The organism is Microbulbifer sp. SE14, from assembly GCF_059834885.1.
On record NZ_JCBAJA010000012.1, the window covers coordinates 51055 to 72751 of the forward strand.

Annotated in this window: 15 protein-coding genes and 1 tRNA gene; 14 read left to right on the plus strand and 2 right to left on the minus strand. The window is 62.1% G+C overall.

What is annotated here, in order from left to right; genetic code table 11:
* Positions 1 to 135 precede the first annotated feature (135 nt).
* The 11 genes from AC6R19_RS10325 to AC6R19_RS10375 all read left to right on the plus strand — a co-directional run bounded on the left by AC6R19_RS10325 (position 136) and on the right by AC6R19_RS10375 (position 16489).
* Positions 136 to 1992, plus strand: a complete 1857-nt coding sequence (locus tag AC6R19_RS10325) for a beta-ketoacyl synthase (protein WP_500579741.1) — start codon at positions 136 to 138, stop codon at positions 1990 to 1992.
* Between the two features lie 76 nt (positions 1993 to 2068).
* Positions 2069 to 2656 (plus strand): cupin domain-containing protein, encoded by a 588-nt coding sequence (locus AC6R19_RS10330; protein ID WP_500579742.1) that lies wholly within the window; start codon positions 2069 to 2071, stop codon positions 2654 to 2656.
* A gap of 379 nt (positions 2657 to 3035) precedes the next feature.
* Positions 3036 to 5192 carry a fatty acid oxidation complex subunit alpha FadB gene (fadB, locus tag AC6R19_RS10335; protein ID WP_500579743.1) on the plus strand — a complete coding sequence of 719 codons (2157 nt, stop codon included), beginning with the start codon at positions 3036 to 3038 and terminating at the stop codon, positions 5190 to 5192.
* A gap of 102 nt (positions 5193 to 5294) precedes the next feature.
* Complete coding sequence (gene fadA, locus AC6R19_RS10340) at positions 5295 to 6470, plus strand: acetyl-CoA C-acyltransferase FadA (RefSeq protein ID WP_500579744.1); 1176 nt, start codon at positions 5295 to 5297, stop codon at positions 6468 to 6470.
* A 467-nt stretch (positions 6471 to 6937) separates the two neighbouring features.
* Positions 6938 to 7022, plus strand: a tRNA-Leu gene (locus AC6R19_RS10345).
* A 226-nt stretch (positions 7023 to 7248) separates the two neighbouring features.
* Complete coding sequence (tig, locus tag AC6R19_RS10350; RefSeq protein ID WP_500579745.1) at positions 7249 to 8562, plus strand: trigger factor; 1314 nt, start codon at positions 7249 to 7251, stop codon at positions 8560 to 8562.
* Positions 8563 to 8754: 192 nt separating this feature from the next.
* Positions 8755 to 9396 (plus strand): ATP-dependent Clp endopeptidase proteolytic subunit ClpP, encoded by a 642-nt coding sequence (clpP, locus tag AC6R19_RS10355; protein WP_500579746.1) that lies wholly within the window; start codon positions 8755 to 8757, stop codon positions 9394 to 9396.
* Between the two features lie 249 nt (positions 9397 to 9645).
* Positions 9646 to 10932, plus strand: coding sequence for an ATP-dependent Clp protease ATP-binding subunit ClpX (gene clpX / locus AC6R19_RS10360; protein ID WP_500579747.1), 1287 nt, complete (start codon positions 9646 to 9648; stop codon positions 10930 to 10932).
* A gap of 289 nt (positions 10933 to 11221) precedes the next feature.
* A complete protein-coding gene (gene lon / locus AC6R19_RS10365) occupies positions 11222 to 13627 on the plus strand; it encodes an endopeptidase La (RefSeq protein WP_500579748.1) in 2406 nt (801 codons plus the stop codon).
* Between the two features lie 364 nt (positions 13628 to 13991).
* Positions 13992 to 14318 (plus strand): non-specific DNA-binding protein Hbs, encoded by a 327-nt coding sequence (hbs, locus tag AC6R19_RS10370; protein ID WP_500579812.1) that lies wholly within the window; start codon positions 13992 to 13994, stop codon positions 14316 to 14318.
* A gap of 293 nt (positions 14319 to 14611) precedes the next feature.
* Positions 14612 to 16489 carry a SurA N-terminal domain-containing protein gene (locus AC6R19_RS10375; protein ID WP_500579749.1) on the plus strand — a complete coding sequence of 626 codons (1878 nt, stop codon included), beginning with the start codon at positions 14612 to 14614 and terminating at the stop codon, positions 16487 to 16489.
* A gap of 147 nt (positions 16490 to 16636) precedes the next feature.
* Here the strand turns inward: AC6R19_RS10375 and AC6R19_RS10380 are convergent, their stop codons facing one another.
* Both AC6R19_RS10380 and gloB read right to left on the minus strand, forming a co-directional pair.
* Positions 16637 to 18187, minus strand: a complete 1551-nt coding sequence (locus AC6R19_RS10380; RefSeq protein WP_500579750.1) for a LysM peptidoglycan-binding domain-containing protein — start codon at positions 18185 to 18187, stop codon at positions 16637 to 16639.
* Between the two features lie 202 nt (positions 18188 to 18389).
* Positions 18390 to 19184 (minus strand): hydroxyacylglutathione hydrolase, encoded by a 795-nt coding sequence (gloB, locus tag AC6R19_RS10385; protein ID WP_500579751.1) that lies wholly within the window; start codon positions 19182 to 19184, stop codon positions 18390 to 18392.
* A 217-nt stretch (positions 19185 to 19401) separates the two neighbouring features.
* Here gloB and AC6R19_RS10390 point away from each other — a divergent pair, with 217 nt between their 5' ends.
* The 3 genes from AC6R19_RS10390 to dnaQ all read left to right on the plus strand — a co-directional run bounded on the left by AC6R19_RS10390 (position 19402) and on the right by dnaQ (position 21572).
* A complete protein-coding gene (locus tag AC6R19_RS10390) occupies positions 19402 to 20190 on the plus strand; it encodes a class I SAM-dependent methyltransferase (RefSeq protein WP_500579752.1) in 789 nt (262 codons plus the stop codon).
* 202 nt (positions 20191 to 20392) lie between these two features.
* The gene (gene rnhA / locus AC6R19_RS10395) at positions 20393 to 20830 is read left to right on the plus strand and encodes a ribonuclease HI (RefSeq protein ID WP_500579753.1); all 438 of its coding nucleotides are present in this window, start codon (positions 20393 to 20395) and stop codon (positions 20828 to 20830) included.
* Positions 20831 to 20843: 13 nt separating this feature from the next.
* Positions 20844 to 21572, plus strand: a complete 729-nt coding sequence (gene dnaQ / locus AC6R19_RS10400) for a DNA polymerase III subunit epsilon (RefSeq protein WP_500579754.1) — start codon at positions 20844 to 20846, stop codon at positions 21570 to 21572.
* Positions 21573 to 21697 lie beyond the last annotated feature (125 nt).

The following is a 21697-nucleotide window of genomic DNA, read 5'->3' on the forward strand; positions in this document are numbered from 1 at the left end:
ATACCCAAAAGCGGCATCTATGGCCAAAAGCTCAATTTTGCTGGCCAGTATGCCCATAACCAGGCCGAATCGCCACCCCCTACACTGACCGCCGTTCGGAATAGTTAATTTCTCAGCGTTTTGCTGGAGGTCAGGATGCAGCGCCTTCCCGTAATCACCGCTTTCGGCGGCTTCAACCCCGCCGGTCGCAGTTCTTTCCACCGCGGCTACCGCCGCCTGGTGCTGGACAAGCTCGGCGCCGCGGAGCGCGCCGACACCCTGTCCGACCTGGCGGCGCTGATGGGGCTGCGCACCGGTGCGGAAGTGGATGGGCCGCTGGATGCGGCACTGGAGCGGCAGGTGCTGGACGGCACCCTGGTGCGGGAGCTGGAAAAGCGCTTCTACGATTACCGCCACTGCCACTTCCACCAGCCGGCGGAACTGAGCAGCCCCGACGGCTTCACCTTTGAGATGTCCGCGCGCCAGCTGCCGGAGCCGCTGCCGGAAGACTGGCAGGTGGAGTCTCTCGGTGACGGCCGCGTGCGCGTGCGCGCCGGCGGCCTGTCGGTGATGCTGGACAGCTACCGCGAGATCCCGGTGGCCTCCGCCGGCCAGCTGCCGACCGGCTTCGAGCCGGGGGAGCAGTACAACTCCCGCTTCCACCCCCGCGGCCTTCAGTTGGCGATTATGGGCGCCTCCGATGCGGTGCAATCCCTGGGTATCGACTGGGATACTGTGGTGGCTGCTGCCGGCCCCGACAGGATCTCCGTCTACGCCAGCTCGGCCATGAGCCAGTTGGACCCCTACGGCAACGGCGGCCTGCTGCAGTCGCGCCTGCGCGGCAACCGGGTCAGCTCCAAGCAGCTGGCGCTGGGCCTGACCAGCATGCCGGCGGACTTCGTCAATGCCTATGTGCTGGGCAGCGTCGGCACCACAGGCGCCGTGGCCGGTGCCTGCGCGACCTATCTGTACAACCTGCGTTCGGCGGTGGAGGATATCCGCGGCGGCCGCGCCCGCGTCGCCGTGGTCGGTGCCGCCGAGGCGCCGCTGGTGCCGGAGGTGGTCGACGGCTACACCACCATGGGGGCGCTGGCGAATATCGACGGCCTGCGCAAGATCTTTCCCGGTGAAGTCGACTACCGCCGCGCCAGCCGGCCCTTCGGCGAGAACTGCGGTTTCACACTGGGCGAGGGCAGCCAGTGGGCGATCCTGATGGACGACGCCCTGGCGCTGGAGCTGGGCGCGACCATTCACGGCGCCGTGGCCAATGTGTTCGTCAATGCGGACGGCACCAAGAAGTCCATCTCCGCGCCGGGGCCGGGCAACTACCTGACCGTGGCCCGCGCCATGGCCGAGACCCGCGCCATCGTCGGCGACGAGAGCCTGCGCCGGCGCAGCTTTGTGCAGGCGCACGGTTCCAGCACGCCGCAGAACCGGGTGACCGAATCGGCGATTTTCGACCGGCTGGCGGGCGCCTTCGGCATCGAGAACTGGCCGGTGTGCGCGGTCAAGGCCTACCTGGGCCACACTGTGGCCGCGGCCAGCGGCGACCAGCTGATTACCAGCCTGGGTATCTTCGATCGCGGTATCCTGCCGGGCATCACCACCATCGACCGGGTGGCGGACGACGTGAGTTGCGAGCACCTGGATATTTCCCTGCAACACGCGGAGCGCGATCCGGAGTCCCTGGACGTCGCCTTCCTGAACTCCAAGGGCTTTGGCGGCAACAACGCCACCGCCAGTGTGTTGGCGCCGCACTTGGTACGGCGTATGCTGGCCAGGCGTCACGGCGAAAAGGCGATGGGCGACTACCGCAAGCGCAACGAGGCGGTCAGCGAGCAGTCCCTGACCTACGACGCCCGCGCCAGCCGCGGCGATCTCAACGCCATCTACCGCTTCGGCGAGGGGTTGGTGGATGAGAGTCGGATAGAGATGTCCACCGGGCAGGTGACGTTGCCGGGAATTCCCCCGGTCGAGCTGCCCAGCGTCAATCCGTTTGACGATATGGTCTGAGGGGTGGTCAGTGGTTGGTGGTCAGTGACCGCCGATTTGCGGCAAACTAACCACTCATCACTCACCACTGATCACTATGAAAACGGATTCGGTTATTCAGTCGCCGGAAGCCAGGGGCAGTGACGATATCGGCGCGCGGCTCAAGGCGGTGCGCAAGATGCACGGCCTCTCCCAGCGCGAACTGGCCAAGCGCGCCGGCGTGACCAATGCCACCATTTCCCTGATAGAGCAGGGGCGCGTCAGCCCCTCGATCGGCTCCCTGAAGAAGGTCCTGGATGGCATCCCCATGTCCCTGGCCGAGTTCTTCACCCTGCAGTTCGACGACAATCCCCAGGTTTTCTTTCGCGCCGACGAGATGCCCAATGTCGGTACCGGCCCCATCCAGTACCGGTTGCTGGGGGCCAGCAACAGCAAACGCGACATGTCCATCCTCTACGAGGTCTATCCGCCGGGCCAGGACACCGGCCCCGAGCTGCTCAGCCATGAAGGCGAGGAGGGCGGCATTGTGGTGGCCGGTCGGCTGGAGGTGACCGTGGGTGCCGAGGTGGCCGTTCTGGGGCCGGGTGACGGATACTATTTCAACAGCCGGCGGCCACACCGTTTTCGCAATCCCGGTGACTGCGATTGCATACTGGTCAGCGCGAACTCTCCACCCAGTGTCTAAAAAGGGCCTGCCGGCATCTGAATTCTTCCCGCCATCCGCAAGATCAGAAGCAGGCAGCGCCAGCGGGGTAATCTGCCGGCGCGATCGCATATAGACTTGTCGGGTCTACTCTCCGCTGGGCCGCGGCGCTCGGGACCGGCTGGATGCCTGGTCAATTTCTGAACTTCGGCACTCGTTCCCCGGGCTGTGGTGCCATCCAATTTGTAAGAAATGGTATTCAAACAATCGTTTGAATCTGGCTATACTAACCCTGATAATACGGCTGGCTGACCGCAGTGGGTCTTTGCGTCATCGCTGAGGCGGTGCGCGCGATCCGCGGTCGCAGAACAAATCCGACCCCGGGCCAAGGTTTCAGGCCCCGAATAAAAGAGGTCATTCAATGTTATTTAGTGGCAAAGCGCTAAGCGTGCAGATGCTGGACAACGGCATCGCCGAGCTCAATTTCGACCTGCAGGGCGAATCCGTCAACAAGTTCAATCGCCAGACGGTTTCAGAATTCTCCGAGGCGCTGGACGCCATAGAGGCGGCAGACGGCGTAAAGGGCGTGCTGCTGACCAGCGGCAAGGGCGTGTTTATTGTCGGAGCCGACATCACCGAATTCGGCGGCGCCTTCTCCGCGGGCCCGGAGGGCATCGCGGAACTGATGGACAAGAACAACGAGAATATCAACCGCCTGGAAGACCTGCCGGTACCCAGCGTCGTCGCCATCAACGGCTATGCACTGGGCGGTGGTTTCGAGGTCTGCCTCGGCTGCGACTACCGCGTGATGAGCGACCAGGCCAAAGTGGGCCTGCCGGAGGTGAAGCTGGGCCTGATTCCCGGCTGGGGCGGCACAGTGCGCCTGCCGCGCCTCGTGGGTGTGGATGTGGCCGCGGAGTGGATCGCCGCCGGCAAGGAACAGAAGCCGGATGCGGCCCTGACCGCACACGCAGTGGACGCGGTGGTGCCCGCGGACAAACTGAAAGACGCCGCGCTTAAACTGCTCGGTCGCGCCATCGACGGCGAGCTGGACTACAAGTCCCGCCGCGAAATCAAGAAATCCCCGATCCCCCTGAACGACACCGAAGCACTGATGGCCTTCTTTACCACCAAGGCGTTTGTCGGCGCGCAGGCGGGCAAGAATTACCCGTCTCCGGTTGCCGCGGTGACCTCGATCGAGCAGGGATACAAGGTAGACCGCGACGAGGCGCTGAAGATCGAGCAACAGCAATTCATCTTCTGTGCGCAGACTGACACCGCCAAGTCCCTGGTGGGCCTGTTCCTGAACGACCAGAAGATCAGCAAGGTGGCCAAGGGCTGGGAAAAGAAGGCCGACAAGAAAATTGAGCGCGCCGCGGTTTTGGGCGCGGGCATCATGGGCGGCGGCATCGCCTACCAGTCCGCCTACAAGGGCACGCCGATCAAGATGAAGGATATCGACCAGAAGGGGATCGACCTGGGCCTCAAGGAGGCCAACAAGCTGCTGTCCAAGCTGGTCGAACGCGGCCGTATGACCGCCGAAAAAATGGGTGAAACCCTGAACCGCATAGAGCCCACCCTGAGCTACGACGGCTTTGACGACGTCGATGTCGTGGTCGAGGCGGTGGTGGAAAACCCCAAGGTGAAGCACGCAGTGCTGAAAGAGGTGGAAACCAAGGTGAGCGAGGACACCGTCATCGCTTCCAACACCTCCACTATTTCCATCGATTCCCTGGCCGAGCCGCTGGCGCGCCCGGAAAACTTCCTCGGTATGCACTTCTTCAACCCGGTGCACAAAATGCCGCTGGTGGAAGTGATCCGTGGTGAGAAGACATCCGAAAATGCCATCGCCCGTGTGGTGGCCTACGCGAACAAGATGGGCAAGAAGGCCATCGTGGTGCGCGACTGCCCCGGATTCCTGGTCAACCGGGTGCTCTTCCCTTACTTCGCCGGCTTCGCCATGCTGGTGCGTGACGGTGCCGACTTCCAGCAGATCGACAAGGTCATGGAACGCTGGGGCTGGCCGATGGGACCGGCCTACCTGATGGATGTGGTGGGCATCGACACCGGCGTGCACGCGGAAAAAGTCATGGCGGAAGGTTTCCCGGATCGCATGGGTAAATCCTTCAAGGCTGCTTCCGATGTCATGTACGAAGCCGAGCGCTACGGCCAGAAAAATGGCAAGGGCTTCTACAACTACGAAGAGGACAGGAAGGGCAAACCCAAGAAAGTGGTTGCCGAGGAGTCCTATGAACTGCTCAAGCCCCACGTTGCCGAGCGCCGCGAATTCGAAGATATCGAAATCATCGAGCGTATGATGGTACCCATGGCCACCGAGTTGGCCCGCTGCCTGGAGGAGGGCATTGTCGAGTCTCCCGCTGAGGCCGACATGGCGCTGATTTACGGCATCGGCTTCCCGCCCTTCCGCGGCGGCATCTTCGCCTGGCTGGACAATATGGGAATGAAGACCTTTGTAGAAATCGCCGATAAATACGCCGACCTGGGCGAGTTGTACAAGCCCACCGAGCGCATGCGTGAAATGGCCGCCAGCGGCGAGACCTACTACGAAACCAACTGATAGCTCCCTGTAGGAGCGGCCGGCGGCCGCGGTCGGTGCAGGCTACTGACAAAGACCGATCGCGGCCACCGGCCGATCCTACGGCAAGATTGGAGATTGAAAATGAGTTTGAATCCTAGAGATGCCGTAATCGTCGACTACGCGCGCACGGCCATGGGTCGTTCCAAGAACGGCGTCTACCGCAATGTGCGAGCCGACGATATGTCCGCGGAACTGCTGAAGAAGTTCCTGCAGCGCAACGACAAGCTGGATCCGGCCGAGATCGATGACCTGATCTGGGGTTGCGTGATGCAGCGCGACGAGCAGGGCTTCAACGTGGCCCGCTTTATCCTGCTGCGCGCCGGCCTGCCGCACACCATTCCGGCACAGACCGTCAACCGCCTGTGCGGTTCCTCCATGTCCGCGCTGCACACCGCCGCCGCCAATATCCGCGCCGGCCTGGGCGACGTCTATGTCGTGGGTGGTGTCGAGCATATGGGTCACCTGAACATGATGGAGCACGTCAGCCCCAACCCGATGCTGGGTCGCCACATGGCCAAGGCCGCCGGCTCCATGGGCATGACCGCCGAATACCTGGCGATGATGCACGGCATCCAGCGCCAGCAGATGGACGAGTTCGGTGCCCGCTCGCACCAGCGCGCCGCGGCGGCCACCAAAGATGGAAAATTCAACCGGGAGATCATCGCGATCGAGGGTCACGACGACGACGGCGTGCCCTTCCTGGTGGAATCCGACCAGACCATTCGCCCGGACACCACCGTCGAGGGCCTGGCGCAATTGAAGCCGGCCTTCGACCCCAAGCACGGCCAGGTCACCGCCGGCACCTCCTCGCAGATCACCGACGGCGCCTCAGTGATGCTGATCATGTCCGCCGAGCGCGCCCAGTCCCTGGGCCTGACGCCCATCGCCAAGGTGCGGGAGATGGCGCTGGCCGGCGTGGACCCGTCCATCATGGGTTACGGTCCCGTGCCCTCCACCCAGAAGGCGCTGAAGCGCACCGGTCTCAGTATCGACGACATCGATAAGGTGGAGTTGAACGAGGCCTTCGCTGCCCAGGCGCTGCCGGTGCTGAAGGATCTGCAGTTACTGGACAAGATGGACGAGAAGGTGAACCTCTACGGCGGCGCCATCGCCCTGGGTCACCCCTTCGGCTGTTCCGGCGTGCGTATCACCGGCACCCTGTTGTCGGTGATGCAGAACGAGGGTGGTGACCTGGGTGTCTCCACCATGTGTATCGGTCTGGGACAGGGCATCACCACCATCGTCGAGAGGGTGTAACCTGACTCGGGACTCGGGACTCGGGACTCGGGACTCGGGACTCGGGACTCGGGACTCGGGACTCGGGACTCGGGACTCGGGAAGAGGGCGCCTTCGGGCGCCTTTTACTTTTGTGCGGTAATGCTAGGGCTCGTTTAAGCATGCTGGGGCATGATGCGAAGGTCCTGCTGCCGGAGGGTTGGTTGCGGGACTGGCAGCGAGAGGGATCTCGCTGCCAGGCCTACAGGGATGTATTTAGGGGGGGCGCCTAGCCCGTGTCCCGCAACCAACCCTCCGGCAGCAGGGCCGCCACTGCGTTTTGCTTACCGCCACCCAGCGGGCTGTGGGGCCGTTGAGCCCGTATCCACTGGGCATTTTGTTGAAGCCCTTAGGCGCCTGTGGCACAATCTGCTCCCCTCGTCGCCGGGACCCGATGTTTTTGCGCTAAATTGCAGGAATATCAATAAGTTAGCGACGAAGTGGATTTCGGGGACGTGGTGGAATTGGTAGACACGCCAGATTTAGGTTCTGGTGCCGCAAGGTGTGGGAGTTCAAGTCTCCCCGTCCCCACCAAACCAAGGATTCCGCAGCCCGCACCTGCCCTTTGTGAGGCAAGGTACGGGCTGCTTGTATTTGGCGTCGGTCGGGAATTGCTCGGCAATGCCGATGGTGGTGCCAGTAGACGGTTGGCCGGTAGAGTCCCGGCGGCCAGGAAAGCGTTGGCGCTGCGGCGCGCTGGCAACAATAGAAGAGTCTAAAGCGCTGCGGCGCGAGTACAGAAAGTCTCACGAGGATTAACATGCAGGTTTCCATCGAAACAACTTCCGGCCTGGAGCGTCGTTTAACGGTTAATTTGCCGGCGGAAATCGTCGATAAGGAAGTGGACAAGCGCCTTCAGCAGGCCGCCAAGAGCGTCCGTGTAAACGGCTTCCGCAAGGGCAAGGTGCCGCTGAAAGTTGTTCGCCAGCGCTACGGTGCCGGCGTTCGCCAGGAAGTGCTGGGCGAAGTGATGAGCCGCTCCTTCTACGAGGCAGTACAGAAAGAGCAGGTCAAACCCGCCGGCCAGCCGAGCATCGAGGCCAAGCAGACCGCGCCCGGCGAGAACCTGGAATACGTCGCCACTTTCGAGGTGTACCCGGAAGTCGAGCTGGCCGACCTGGCGGAAGTCAGCGTCGAGCGCCCGGTTGCCGAAGTGACCGACAAAGACGTCGACAACATGATCGACGTGCTGCGCAAGCAGCAGCAGGACTGGAAAGACACCAAGCGCAAGGCGCAGAAGGGCGACCGGGTGACCATCGACTTCGTCGGCCGCAAGGACGGTGAAGAGTTCGAGGGCGGCAAGGCTGAAGGCCACAAGCTGGTGCTGGGCTCCGGCCAGATGATCCCGGGCTTCGAGGACGGCATCATCGGCATGAAGCCGGGCGAAGAGAAAGACATCGAAGTGACCTTCCCGGAAGACTACCAGGCGGAAGAGCTGCGCGGCGCCGAGGTGACTTTCAACATCAAGGTCACCGCCTCCGAGAAGCCCGAACTGCCGGAACTGAACGAAGAATTCTTCCAGACCTACGGGGTGGAAGAGGGCGGCGAAGAGAAGTTCCGCGAGGAAGTGCGCAGCAATATGCAGCGCGAGTTGAAAAATGCAGCGCTGAACAAGGTCAAGACCCAGGTCATGGACCAACTGTTCGAGAAGCACCAGGTGGAACTGCCCGCGGCACTGGTGGCCGGTGAGGTTCGCGCCCTGCGCGGCCAGATGGTGCAGCAGTTCGGTGGCCAGATCAAAATGGAAGACGCGGAAAGAATGCTGCCGGACACCATGTTCGAAGACCAGGCCAAGCGCCGTGTAGTGTTGGGCCTGGTGGTTGGCGAGATCGTCAAGCAGAACAAGATTTCCGTGGATGCCGACCGGGTCAAGACCAAGGTCGAGGAGCTGGCCTCCACCTACCAGCAGCCGGAAGAAGTGGTTGAGTACTACTACAACAACCGCGAACTGCTGTCCGGTGTCGAGTCTGTGGTTCTGGAAGACCAGGTTGTGGACTTCGTCCTCGAGGCCGCCAAGGTCAAGGAAGTGAAGAGCAGCTACGACGACGTCATCAAGCCCCAGAAGCAGGCTTAACCCGAGCGGTTAATCCTGTTGGGTGGCGGCCGCGATCCCGCGGTCGCCTTCCCCCTCCTTCCCCTATTTTTTGCCGGCTGGCTTTCTCACGTCCGACCGGTTAAGCTCAGAAAGACCGAATTTCCAGCCTCTGGCGCCATTGCCCGCCGGTTGGTTTGCCTATCACGCCACAAGAAGGAAGCTACGGTATCTATGGCACGTTTTGACTATCCTCAGTCCTCGATCGACCCGAAAGCCACCGGCCTGATTCCCATGGTGGTGGAGCAGACTGCCAGGGGCGAACGCTCTTTCGATATTTACTCGCGCCTGCTGAAGGAGCGGGTGATCTTCCTGGTGGGGCCCGTGGAAGACCATATGGCCAACCTGGTGGTGGCCCAGCTGCTGTTCCTGGAAGCAGAAAACCCGGACAAAGACATCCACCTGTACATCAATTCCCCGGGTGGCTCAGTGACTGCCGGCATGTCCATCTATGACACCATGCAGTTCATCAAGCCCGATGTCAGCACCATGTGTATCGGCCAGGCCTGCAGCATGGGGGCTTTCCTGCTCGCCTCTGGTGCCAACGGCAAGCGCTTCGCGACGCCCAATTCCCGGGTGATGATCCACCAGCCGAGCGGTGGCGCCCAGGGGCAGGCGAGCGATATCCATATCCACGCGCAGGAGATCCTGAAGATCCGTCAGCGCCTGAACGAGCTGATGGCCCACCACGCGGGCCGCTCGGTCAGCGATATAGAGCGCGACACCGAGCGCGATCACTTTCTGAGCGCCGACGAGGCCAAGGAGTACGGCCTGGTCGACGATGTGCTCTCGCGCCGCCAGGCCTTGGAAAAATAAGGCTGCCTGGCAGACAATATTGAGCCGCTGGTGGCGCCGCCGGCGACCGCGGACGGCCCCAGGGCCCGCCCGGGCACAAAAGGCTTGAAAAAGGCGCCAAAAGACAGCATCTTGCTATAGAAACAAGAGGGCGCCTCTGGAAATCATAGCGAGCGGGTGGCCGGTGGTGGCCGCCAGGTACGCGCGCAGTAGATTCCGGGGGTGACCGACGACGGGCCCCGGCTGGCCGAAGAACCACGGAGTATTTTGATGACCGACCAGAACAGCGGAGAAGACAACGGCAAACTGCTGTACTGTTCTTTCTGTGGCAAGAGCCAGCAGGAAGTGCGCAAGCTGATCGCCGGCCCGTCCGTTTTTATCTGTGACGAATGCGTCGAGTTGTGCACCGATATCATCCGCGAAGAGGTGCAGGAGACGTCTGAGGGTCCCGAGGGCCGCCTGCCCACACCGAGGGAAATCACCGAGATCCTCGACCAGTATGTGATCGGCCAGGAGCGGGCCAAGCGCGTGCTGGCGGTAGCCGTCTACAACCACTACAAGCGCCTGCGCAGCAAGACCGGGGTCAAGGGCAAGGAAGACGTCGAACTCAGCAAGTCCAATATCCTGCTGGTGGGCCCCACCGGCAGCGGCAAGACCCTGCTGGCGGAGACCCTGGCGCGCCTGCTCAATGTGCCCTTTACCATCGCCGACGCCACCACCCTGACCGAAGCCGGTTACGTGGGCGAGGACGTGGAAAATATTATCCAGAAGTTGTTGCAGAAGTGCGACTACGACGTCGAGAAAGCCCAGCAGGGCATCGTCTACATCGACGAGATCGACAAGATCTCGCGCAAGTCCGACAACCCGTCCATCACCCGGGATGTATCCGGTGAGGGCGTGCAGCAGGCGCTGCTGAAGCTGATCGAGGGCACTGTCGCCTCGGTTCCGCCCCAGGGCGGCCGCAAGCACCCGCAGCAGGAGTTCCTGCAGGTGGATACCTCCAATATCCTGTTTATCTGTGGCGGCGCCTTCGCCGGCCTCGACAAGGTGATCCGCGACCGCTCCGAGAAGGGCGGTATCGGCTTTTCCGCCGAGGTCAAGTCGAAGGATGGCAAGAGCAACTTCGGCGAAGTTCTGCGCGACCTGGAGCCCGAGGACCTGGTGCGCTACGGCCTGATCCCCGAGTTTGTCGGCCGCCTGCCGGTCACCGCGACCCTGGAGGAGCTGGATCGCGCCGCACTGGTCAAGATACTGACCGAGCCGCGCAACGCCCTGACCAAGCAGTACGCCAAGCTGTTCGAGATGGAGGACGTGGAGCTGGACTTCCGCCCGGACGCCCTGGATGCGGTGGCAACCAAGGCCATGGAGCGCAAGACCGGTGCCCGCGGTCTGCGCTCCATCATGGAGTCGGTGCTTCTGGAGACCATGTACGACATCCCCTCCACCGACAATGTCGCCAAAGTGGTTATCGACGAGGCGGTCATCAAGGGGGAGTCTGCCCCGCTGCTGGTGTACGAGAACGAGTCCCAGCCGCAGAAGGCGGCGCCGGAAGAATGAGCTCAGCCTGGTAAAAAAAGCCGTCAGACTCCGCAAAAAGCCCCAGCCCGGGGCTTTTTTATGCTTGGGGCCTAGGGTGCGCCGAGGCGCCAACCTGGCCTCCGGTGTTTCCCGCTGCGCACGGCGCACCCTGCCTCGGCACAAATTCACCGTTAGATTAGACTTGTATTCCGGTCATCGCTCCCCCATCTCTAGCAACTGACAGGCGGCGGCCGAGAGTAAACTGTATCTCCAACAGCAGCAGTCGATGCCGCGCCAACAACCCAGTGATCGGGCCGAGAGGAGTTCTATGGATCAGCCATCCGATACCAAACTTGAATATCCGCTGTTGCCGCTGCGGGATGTGGTCGTCTACCCGCATATGGTGATCCCGCTTTTTGTCGGCCGGGAGAAATCCATAGACGCGCTCGAAGAGGCGATGCGCAGCGACAAGCAGGTGCTGCTCGTGGCGCAACGCAAGGCTTCGGAAGATGATCCGGGCGCCGATGACATCTATCGCGTCGGCACCGTCGCCAGCGTGCTGCAACTGCTCAAGCTGCCCGACGGCACCGTCAAGGTGTTGGTAGAGGGCAGCCAGCGGGTCAATATCCTCGAGGTGACCGAAGGCGACGGCCACTACCGCGCCACTGTGGAGCCGATGGAAACCGAGGAACTGCCGGAGGCGGAGGCCGAGGCGTTGGTGCGCTCGGCGATGACGCAATTCGAACAGTATGTCTCGGTGAGCAAGAAGGTGCCCAACGAGGTGATCACGTCGCTCTCGGGCATCGACGAACCGGGGCGCCTGGCCGACACCATCGCCGCCCACATGTCGCTGGAGCTGCCGCAAAAACAGGAGTTGCTGGAAACTGCCAGCGTCAAGGAGCGCCTGGAGCATCTGCTCGGCCTGATGGATTCGGAGATCGACCTGATCCAGGTGGAAAAGCGCATCCGCGGCCGCGTCAAGAAACAGATGGAAAAAAGCCAGCGCGAGTACTACCTGAATGAGCAGATGAAGGCCATTCAGAAGGAGCTGGGTGAAATCACCGAAGAGCCCAGCGAGATCGAAGAGCTGGAGAAGAAAATCGCCGAGGCTGGCATGACCTCGGAAGCGGAGAAGAAAACCCGCGCGGAGCTGGCGAAACTGAAAATGATGTCGCCCATGTCCGCCGAGGCCTCGGTGCTGCGCAGCTATATCGACTGGATGCTGAATGTGCCGTGGAAAAAGGCCAGTCGCGTGCGCCACGACCTGATAAAGGCCGAGGAAATACTCGAGAAGGATCACTACGGCCTGGAAGAGGTCAAGGAGCGGATTCTCGAATACCTGGCGGTGCAGAAGCGGGTGAAAAAGGTCAAGGGGCCAATCCTGTGCCTGGTGGGGCCGCCCGGGGTGGGCAAGACCTCCCTCGGCCAGTCCATCGCCCGCGCCACCAATCGCCAATATGTGCGCATGGCGCTCGGTGGTGTGCGCGACGAAGCGGAAATCCGCGGCCACCGCCGCACTTACATCGGCTCGCTGCCCGGCAAGCTGATCCAGAAGATTTCCAAGGTTGGGGTGAGAAACCCGCTGTTCCTGCTCGACGAGGTGGACAAGATGGGCATGGATCACCGCGGTGACCCCGCCTCGGCACTGCTGGAAGTGTTGGACCCGGAGCAGAACAAGTCGTTTAACGACCACTACCTGGAAGTGGACTACGACCTGTCCGATGTTATGTTCGTCTGTACGTCCAACTCGATGAATATTCCCGGTCCGCTGCTGGACCGCATGGAAGTCATCCGTATTCCCGGTTACACCGAGGACGAGAAGCTGAATATCGCCCAGCGTTACCTGGTGCCGAAACAGCGCAAGGCCGCGGGTATGAAAGACGACGAACTGGCCCTGGCCGACGACACGGTGCGCGATATAGTGCGCTACTACACCCGCGAGGCGGGGGTGCGCAACCTGGATCGCGAGATTGCCAAGATCTGCCGCAAGGTGGTGACCAGGCACGTGCGCGAGGAAACCAGCGAGAAGGTCACTGTGGTGCCCGAGCAGCTGGAGGATCTGCTGGGTGTGCGCAAGTACGATTTCGGCCGCGCGGAAGAGGAAAACAAAATCGGCCAGGTCATCGGGCTGGCCTGGACAGAGGTGGGGGGCGACCTGCTCACCATCGAGGCCTCAGCGATGCCCGGCAAGGGGCGGATGATCAAGACCGGTTCCCTCGGGGACGTGATGCAGGAGTCCATCCAGGCGGCGCTCACCGTGGTGCGCGCTCGGGCCCAGGCCCTGGGTATAGCGCCGGATTTTCACGAGACAAAGGATATCCACATCCATGTTCCGGAAGGTGCGACGCCGAAGGATGGTCCCTCTGCAGGTATCGCTATGTGCACCGCCTTCGCATCCGTGCTCACCGGCATACCGGTGCGCTCCGAAGTGGCCATGACCGGCGAGATCACCCTGCGCGGAGAAGTTTTGCGTATCGGTGGTCTGAAGGAAAAGTTGCTGGCGGCACACCGCGGCGGTATCAAGACGGTGTTGATACCGGCGGACAACGAGCGGGACCTGAAAGACATTCCGGACAATATTCTGCAGGACCTGGTGATCAAGCCGGTCAAGTGGATAGACCAAGTGCTGGAGCTGGCACTCGAGCACAAACCGGAATCCCTGTCCGACGAGGAGTACATGGCCCTGCAGAAGCAGGCCGAGGAGCGCTCGCAGCGCTCGATGCATACGCATTAGTCAAAAAAAGGGGCATCGGCCGATGCCCCGGCATTCTCCGGCCATAATTGCTCACCCCCTGCTGCCGGTGGCCAATTGGGAAAAAGCCTCATCGGTCTGTTTACCAGCCGCAGGCGCTTTCCCCAATTGGCCCCCCGGTATCAGGGCCTTGGCATTCTTTTCCGAATCCCGGTGGGGTGGGCTGTTACCTCCGGCTAAAAAATAATCTGCCCGGGGCGGAAAGCTGCTGGAGATTTGTCCAACTGCCCGGAAACCCGCATGGTTCCTTGACCCGCTATCGGGCAGTTGGTATAAAACGTGCCTTATTGCCCGGCGCCCAAATTGCCGGCGATTAGTAGATGGCTTGAAAGTCTCGAACGCAGTGGTGTCCCGCCAGCGGGCACCCCAAACATACCTAGAAAGAACAGAGGGATTAAGTGTGAATAAGTCCGAACTGATTGAAGCGATTGCCGCATCTGCAGACATTCCGAAAGCAGCCGCCGGCCGTGCTCTGGACGCATTGGTAGACAGCATTACCGACGCCCTGAAAAAAGGCGATCAGGTTGCCCTGGTAGGTTTCGGTACTTTCGCTGTCAAAGAGCGCGCTGCCCGCACCGGCCGCAACCCGCGCACCGGCGATCCGATCGAAATCGCAGCGGCAAAAATCCCGAGCTTCAAGGCCGGCAAGGCCCTGAAGGATGCGGTAAATTAAGAAGCCTCGTTTAAACGTCGAAGCTTCAAAGAGGCGTATCGCTCGGATGCGCCTTTTTTGTATCTGGTAATAACTCAAGTTTTGTAGTTCACATTGAGGGCGGGAAGCCTCGGGATGGCACTGTGCGAGGCCCTACTATCGGTGGCGATCTGGCAAATATTTACCGATGAGGTTTTTTGCCAGGTGGCCACCGGTAGCAGGGCCGTTCAAAGGCGCCTCCCCTCGGCGCTGGCAATCCCTGTGAACTCCGAAACTTGAGTAATAATTAATAGAGTTAACTATCGGAGCTGACCATGCTTCAGTCCATGCGAGATAACCTGAAGGGCACCGCGGCAGTCATTGTCGCCGGCTTTTTCGGTTTCATTATGGTCATTGGGGGAATTGATTTTTTCACCGGTGCCAGTGGTGGTGCCGCCGATGCGGTAGCCGAGGTCAACGGCGAGAAGATCAGCAACCTGGATCTGCAGCGCGCAATCCAGAACCGCCGCAATATGATCATGAGCCAGTACGGTGAAAATGTACCTGCGGACCTGCTGAGCGACGAGCAGCTCCGCGAGCCGGTACTGCAGCAACTGGTAACCAGTTCGGTGATGCGCCAGGCGGCCCAGGACAGCGGCATGGTGATGAGCGCTGCAGTGGTCGACAGGGAGACGGTGCAGATTCCCGGCTTTCAGGTTGGCGGCAAATTTGATCCGCAGGTGTTCCGCGACGCACTGCGCCGCATGGGCTACAGCCCCGCCAGCTTCCGCCAGATCATGGAGCGCGACCTGGTGCTGCAGCAGTACGCCGACAGCGTGACCGACAGCGCCTTCACCACCCGCGCCGACGCGGAGCAGGTGGTGTCCGTTTCCATGGAGGAGCGCGACTTCGATTACGTCATCCTGCCCGTGCAGGGGCTGCTGGACGAGGTGGCCGTCAGCGACAGCGAAGTAGAGCAGTACTATCAGGACAGCCGGGACCAGTTCCAGCGCCCGGAGCAGGTGGCCATCGAGTATATCGAACTGAAACCGGAGCTCTTCGCCGGCAATATCGATGTGTCGGAGCAGGATGTGCGGGCCCAGTACGAGCAGGAAGTGGCCAATTTCCAGGCCGAGATCCGCCGCCGCGCCGCCCACATACTGTTGGAGGAGGGCAGTGAGGACAAGGTGGCCGAAATCCAGGCCAAGCTGGATGCCGGCGAGGACTTCGCCGAGCTGGCGAAGACCTATTCCGACGACCTGGGCTCCCGCGACGAGGGCGGCGACCTGGGCTTTACCAGCGGCGATGTCTTCCCGGAGGAATTTGAAGAGGCCCTGGCTTCCCTGGAGGTGGGGCAGGTCTCCGGTCCCGTGACCACCGACAGCGGCACCCACTTTATCAAGCTGCTGGAGGTCGAGGATGCCGAGGCGCCCACCTTCGAGGAGCGCAAGGCGGCGATCACCGCGCAGCTGCGCAACGCCGAGGCGGAGCGCGAGTTTGTCGGCGCCCTGGGGCGCCTGGCGGATCTCGCCTACAACGCCGATACCCTGGCCGGCCCGGCAGAGGAGTTGGGCGTGCCGCTGCAGACCAGCGAACTGTTCGGCCGCCAGGGCGGCAGTGGCGTCACCGCCAATGACAAGGTAGTGGCCGCGGCCTTCGCTCCGGAAGTGAAGGAGGACGGTAACACCTCCGATGTCCTGAACCTGAGCGAGAACCACTCCGTGGTGCTGCGGGTGACCGAGCACAAGCCCGCCGGTACCTATCCGCTGGAAGAGGTGAAACAGCAGATCGTCGACCGCCTGAAACGCGAAAAGGCGAGCGAGCAGCTGGCGAGCCGCGCGCAGCAGCTGAAGGAGCAACTGGAAGCGGGTGGGAACTTCGCCGAGCTGGCCGAGGCCCAGGAACTGACCCTGGAGACCAGCGACAAGACCCGCCGGGGAGGCTTCGGCAAGCGCGGCGAGATCATCGCCGAGGCCTTTGCCCTGGAGGCGCCCGGCTCCCGCGGCGATGTGGTCACCAGCTTTGCCACCAGCGATGGCGACCGGGTCGTGCTGAAACTGCGCAATGTCCGCCCCGGCCAGCTGTCACGCCAGAGCAGCGAACAGCGCCGCGCACTGATGCAGCAGCTGGCATCGGTGAACGGCCAGGCTGAACTGGCGGCGGTGCAGAAGTACCTGTCCGACAGGGCGGATATCGAGATGCCTGAGAAGTGATTGGTGGCCGGTGGTGAGTGGCCCGTGAAACCGCTCGCCGACTGGTTCACGTCAAACAAAAAAGCCCGCTTGCGCGGGCTTTTTCCGTTGTTAGGACACTGACGTTGGACTTCGCTGTGCTCAACCCAGCCCTACGCCAGCCGTCGATCAGCCGCTGGTGGCGCTGTCGACAAACAGGGTCAGGTTCTGGCCCGGCTGCAGGTAGCTGGATTTGCTGATCTTGTTCCAGCGCAGGATATCGTCGATATCGATGCTGAACTTGCTGGCGATACGGTACAGGGAGTCGCCGCTGCGCACCCGGTAGGAGACTTTGCGGGTGGTGCGGTCATCGCTGCCGCCGCCGTAAGCCACCAGCTTGTGCCCCGGGCGCAGTGTGTCACCGGGCGCCATATTGTTCCAACTGGCCAGTTGGCGCACGCTGACGTTGAGGGAGCGGGATATGTCCCAGAGGGTATCGCCGGGGCGCACCGTGTAGCTGGTCTTGCGCCCGCTGCCGGAGGACTGGCGGCGCTTGACGCGCTCGTCCAGGGCGTAGGCGTACTGGCCAGCGGGCCCGGAGGCGCTGGGGATCAGCAGGGTCTTGCCGGCGCGAATGTTGTTGCCGCGCAGTTTGTTGGCCTCGCGGATGGCGGCCACGGTGGTCTCGTAGCGGCGGGCTATGGTGGACAGGGTGTCGCCGCGGGCTATCGTGTAGCGCTGCCAACTGACGCGCTGGTCTTTCGGCAGCTCCGCCAGGGCGGCTTCGAAGATATCCCGTTTCTCCACCGGTACCAGCAGGCGGTGGTCACCGTTGGGATCGGTGGCCCAGCGGTTGAATTCGGGGTTCAGGAGGTAGAGCTCTTCGGTCTCGATACCGGCGAGATCCGCCGCCTGGGCCAGGTCTATCTGGCTGCCCACGTCCACGGCGGCGTAATAGGGCTGGTTGGGTACGTCGTGCAGCGGCACACGGTAGTAGTCGGGACGGGAAACCACCTCCGCCAGCGCCAGCAGCTGCGGCACATAGCGCTGGGTTTCCCGCGGCAGTTTCAGGTCCCAGAAGCTGGTGCCCAGGCCGCGGCGCCGGTTGCGCTCGACGGCGCGGCGCACAGTGCCCTCACCGGCATTGTAGGCGGCCAGCGCCAGCTCCCAGTCGCCGCCGAAGTGCTGCGACAGGTAGGTGAAATATTTGATGGCCGCGCGGGTGGATTCATCCACGTCCCGGCGCCCGTCGGACCACCAGTTCTGGTTCAGGCCGTAGTGGCGGCCGGTGGCGGGAATAAATTGCCACATGCCGGAGGCGCGGGCGTGGGAATAGGCAAAGGGGTCGTAGGCGCTCTCGACGATCGGTAGCAGTGCCAGCTCCAGTGGCAGGTTGGACTGCTCCAGCTGTTCCGCCACGTGGAAGATGTAGCGGCGCGAGCGCTCGGTCACCCGGGCCATATAGCCCTCGTTGCGCGAGAAGTAGGCGATGTAATCCTTGACCTTGGGGTGGTCGATACGGCGGTCGAGGCGGAAGCCGCGGCGCAGGCGATCCCAGATATCCACCGGTGGCAGGGTCTTTTCCGCCGGTTTCAGGATGTCGGTAGTGCTGGCGGTCGCTACAGGGGTTTCTGCCCCCTGCGGTATCTGATTCCCGGGCGCGATGCGCTGTTCCTGCATCTGCGCGCAGGCCCCCACCGCCGCTGCCAATAGGGCGACGGCAAATTTCTTGTGAACCATGCTTGGTGTTCCGCGAGTCGTTCTTTTAATGTCCCGGCTCAGGATACGCTTTTGCGCTTATCTGGTATTGCACCTGAGCTTATCGTTGTAATTGTCTGATTCTAAAGACCGCGGTTAGTTTCGGTCAATGTGAAATGGCTAATTATTGCGCAGAATGTCGGAGGGAGCCCTGCTTCTTTCCGTCGTTTCGGCGTGAATTTGATTAAAAATTGTCCTTCCAGCGCCTCAGTCTGGCGAACACCTCCACCTCGTCTGAATCCTCCGCGCCGCCGTTGGCATCGTGGTTGGCCGCGCGGCGTGCCACGGCGGGAATATGGCAGCGCAGAAACGGATTGGTGGCCAGTTCCTCACCGATGGTCGAGGGCAGGGTGGGGTGCTCGTCCGCGCGCAGTGCTTCCACTTCGGCGATACGGTTCTGAATGGCGGTGTTGCCCGGCTCTGCGGCCTCGGCAAAGCGCAGGTTCGCCAGGGTGTACTCGTGGGCGCAGTAGACCCGGGTTTCCGGGGGCAGGGCGCCCAGCTTCGCCAGTGAGGTGTACATCTGTGCGGGCGTCCCTTCAAACAGGCGGCCGCAGCCGGCGGCGAAGAGGGTATCGCCGCAGAAAAGGTGCAACTGGGGCGTGCTTCGGGACTTACTGTCGGAGCCCTCCTCTTCGAGCAGCAGGGCGAGGTGATCCAGGGTGTGCCCGGGGACATCCATGACCTCCAGCGGCAGGCCCAGCACCTCGCATCGGTCGCCGTCCGCCAGCGGCTCGGTGACGCCCTCGATGGAGCTGGGGCCGTATACCGGGCATTTGTAGCGGTTGCGGAGCTGTTCGATGCCGCCGGTGTGGTCCCGGTGGTGGTGGGTGATCAGTATGCCGTTGAGGGGATTGTCGCCCAGGGCTTCGATCACGGGCCGGGCGTCGCCGGGGTCCACTACCCAGTGTTCTCCGTCGCGCTCCAGGTGCCAGATATAGTTGTCGCTGAAGGCCGGGATGGGGGATATCGTAAGCATTTTGCAGGCCGCTGATTCATTTTCCGAAACGATACCATTAAGGTAGCTCGCGATAAATCGAGGAGTGACAAGTTCTGGATTGGACACAGGGTTGCAGTGCTCTCAAGATGCCTGAGAGAAAATTGTCCCGTTGGGAAGAAATGTAAAACATTGGTCTCTCCTGGCGCTGTATCAGTACAATCGGGCTCCTGCAGACTCGCAAACGGTCGGAGAAACCATGGGAAAGAGACCCCTGTTGGGCAGACGCGCTGAAATACCCTCGCTGGGACAGTCATGTCCGGGGTTGTCGCGCTGGTTCGCCAGCCCCCTGGGAGAGGAGATTCTTTCCCAGCAGCTGGCATTGACGCAGCCGCTGGTGGAGCGGATGTTCGGCTACCACCTGATGCAGGCGGGAGTGACCAGTGCAGTGGACTTCGCCGCCTGCAGCCGCATCAATCACCGCTTTCGCCTCAGTGCCTGCAGTGAGCAGCAGGGCGCGGCACTGGTGGAGTTCGAGCAGTTGCCCCTGCCGTCGGAGTCCATCGATGTGGTGCTGCTGCACCACCTGCTCGATTTCACCAATCATCCCCACCAGTTGCTGCGCGAGGCGGCGCGGGTGCTGATACCCGGCGGTCACCTGTTGTTGATCGGTTTCAATCCCTTTTCCCTGCTGGGGCTGTCGCGCCTGCTGTTTTCCGGCAGTGCGCACCAGCGCGGCAACCAGCTGCGCGCGGCGCGGGTGGCAGACTGGATGAACCTGCTGGACCTGCAGGCGAGTACCGTCGAGCGCGGCTTTTTCCGCCTGCCGCTGCAGCAGCGCGAGCTGCTGGCGAAGACAGCGTGGATGGAGCGACTGGGGGCCCGCTGGAACTTGCCTTGGGGCGGCTTTTACCTCATAGTCGCGCGCAAAGAAGTGGCGCGTATGCGCACCATCAGGATCAATTGGCGCGGCGAGCAGAAACCTTCGCTGACGGCTGTGCCTTCCAGCTCGCGCGTGGCGGCGCGCGGGCAGCATCACAAGCGTTAGGGCGCCTCTAGATATCGTAGCGAGCGGGCGGCTGGTGGTGGCCGCCGGAGCGCAGGAAGCGGAGTGTACTTTAGTACATGAGCATTGCGACCGGGCTGGCGCACCAGCACCGCCGGACGCCGCCAGGCGCACGCGCAGTAGATTATAGAGGTGGCCGTTAGCTGACGCCCTGTCAAAAAATCCAGCGATAAAAGCTTTCAAATTGAAACAAGTAACCATTTATACCGATGGCGCCTGCCGCGGAAATCCGGGCCCCGGGGGCTGGGGTGCACTGCTGATACACGGCGATGCGGAAAAAGAAATCTACGGCGGTGAGGCCCATACCACCAACAACCGTATGGAGTTGCTGGCCGCCATCGAGGCACTGGGTGCGCTCAAGCAGCCCTGTCGCGTCGATCTGCATACCGATTCCCAGTACCTGCGCCAGGGAATTACCGGTTGGATCAACAACTGGAAGAGGAACGGCTGGAAAACCGCGAACAAGAAACCGGTGAAAAATGCCGATCTGTGGCGCGCACTGGACGAGCGCATCGCCAATCACGATGTGCACTGGCACTGGGTCAAGGGTCACGCCGGCCACCCGGGCAACGAGCGGGCCGACCAGCTGGCCAACCGCGGCATAGACGAGATGAAGACTTGAGGGGGAGTTGGGAATGCGTCAGGTAGTTCTGGATACCGAAACCACCGGCCTGGATCCGAAATCCGGGCACCGCATCATTGAAATCGGCTGTGTCGAGCTGGTCAACCGCAAGCTCACCGGGCGCCACTACCACCAGTACATCAATCCCGAGCGGCAAGTGGACGACGGCGCTATCGAAGTCCACGGCATCACCAACGAATTCCTGGTGGACAAGCCGGTCTTCGCGCAGATAGCCGATGACTTCATGGCTTTTTGTGAGGGCGCGGAGCTGGTCATTCACAATGCGCCCTTCGACGTCGGCTTTATCAACTGGGAGCTGAAACTGCTGGGCAACCCCCGCTGGCAGAGTGTCGCCGCGCATTGCAGCGTGCTGGACACCCTGGCACTGGCGCGGGAAAAGCACCCGGGGCAAAAGAACAACCTGGACGCGCTGTGCAAGCGCTACTTCGTCGACAACTCACAGCGGGACCTGCACGGCGCCCTGCTGGATGCGGAGATCCTCGCCGACGTCTACCTGATGATGACCGGCGGCCAGACGGATCTGGTGCTGGCCCAGGGCGGCGATCAGCAATCAGATGAGGAGGAGGGCGGCGAGCGGCGCGACGTCACGCCCGGTGCCATACGCCGGCTGGCCGCGGATCGCGCGCCCTTGTCAGTACTGCAGGCCAGTGCGGAAGAGATGGAGGCGCATCAGTCGATGCTGGCGCTGTTGGAGAAGTCTGCAGGCAAGCACTTCTGGTAAAAAATGCGGAATCCAATCGATTCCGCATTTTTGTCGCAGGTTGGGCTGAGCGTAGCGAAGCCCAGCGGGCCGGGGCCGTGCCGGGGTTGACTCGCGCCATCCATGGCGCTCGCCCTTCGGGGCCT

Coding starts and splice junctions, on each gene's coding strand:
- tig (WP_500579745.1), top strand. CDS start 7,249: ATGCAGGTTTCCATCGAAACAACTTCCGGCCTGGAGCGTCGTTTAACG.
- dnaQ (WP_500579754.1), top strand. CDS start 20,844: ATGCGTCAGGTAGTTCTGGATACCGAAACCACCGGCCTGGATCCGAAA.
- AC6R19_RS10325 (WP_500579741.1), top strand. CDS start 136: ATGCAGCGCCTTCCCGTAATCACCGCTTTCGGCGGCTTCAACCCCGCC.
- fadB (WP_500579743.1), top strand. CDS start 3,036: ATGTTATTTAGTGGCAAAGCGCTAAGCGTGCAGATGCTGGACAACGGC.
- clpP (WP_500579746.1), top strand. CDS start 8,755: ATGGCACGTTTTGACTATCCTCAGTCCTCGATCGACCCGAAAGCCACC.
- fadA (WP_500579744.1), top strand. CDS start 5,295: ATGAGTTTGAATCCTAGAGATGCCGTAATCGTCGACTACGCGCGCACG.
- AC6R19_RS10375 (WP_500579749.1), top strand. CDS start 14,612: ATGCTTCAGTCCATGCGAGATAACCTGAAGGGCACCGCGGCAGTCATT.
- gloB (WP_500579751.1), bottom strand. CDS start 19,184: ATGCTTACGATATCCCCCATCCCGGCCTTCAGCGACAACTATATCTGG.
- AC6R19_RS10380 (WP_500579750.1), bottom strand. CDS start 18,187: ATGGTTCACAAGAAATTTGCCGTCGCCCTATTGGCAGCGGCGGTGGGG.
- lon (WP_500579748.1), top strand. CDS start 11,222: ATGGATCAGCCATCCGATACCAAACTTGAATATCCGCTGTTGCCGCTG.
- AC6R19_RS10330 (WP_500579742.1), top strand. CDS start 2,069: ATGAAAACGGATTCGGTTATTCAGTCGCCGGAAGCCAGGGGCAGTGAC.
- clpX (WP_500579747.1), top strand. CDS start 9,646: ATGACCGACCAGAACAGCGGAGAAGACAACGGCAAACTGCTGTACTGT.
- AC6R19_RS10390 (WP_500579752.1), top strand. CDS start 19,402: ATGGGAAAGAGACCCCTGTTGGGCAGACGCGCTGAAATACCCTCGCTG.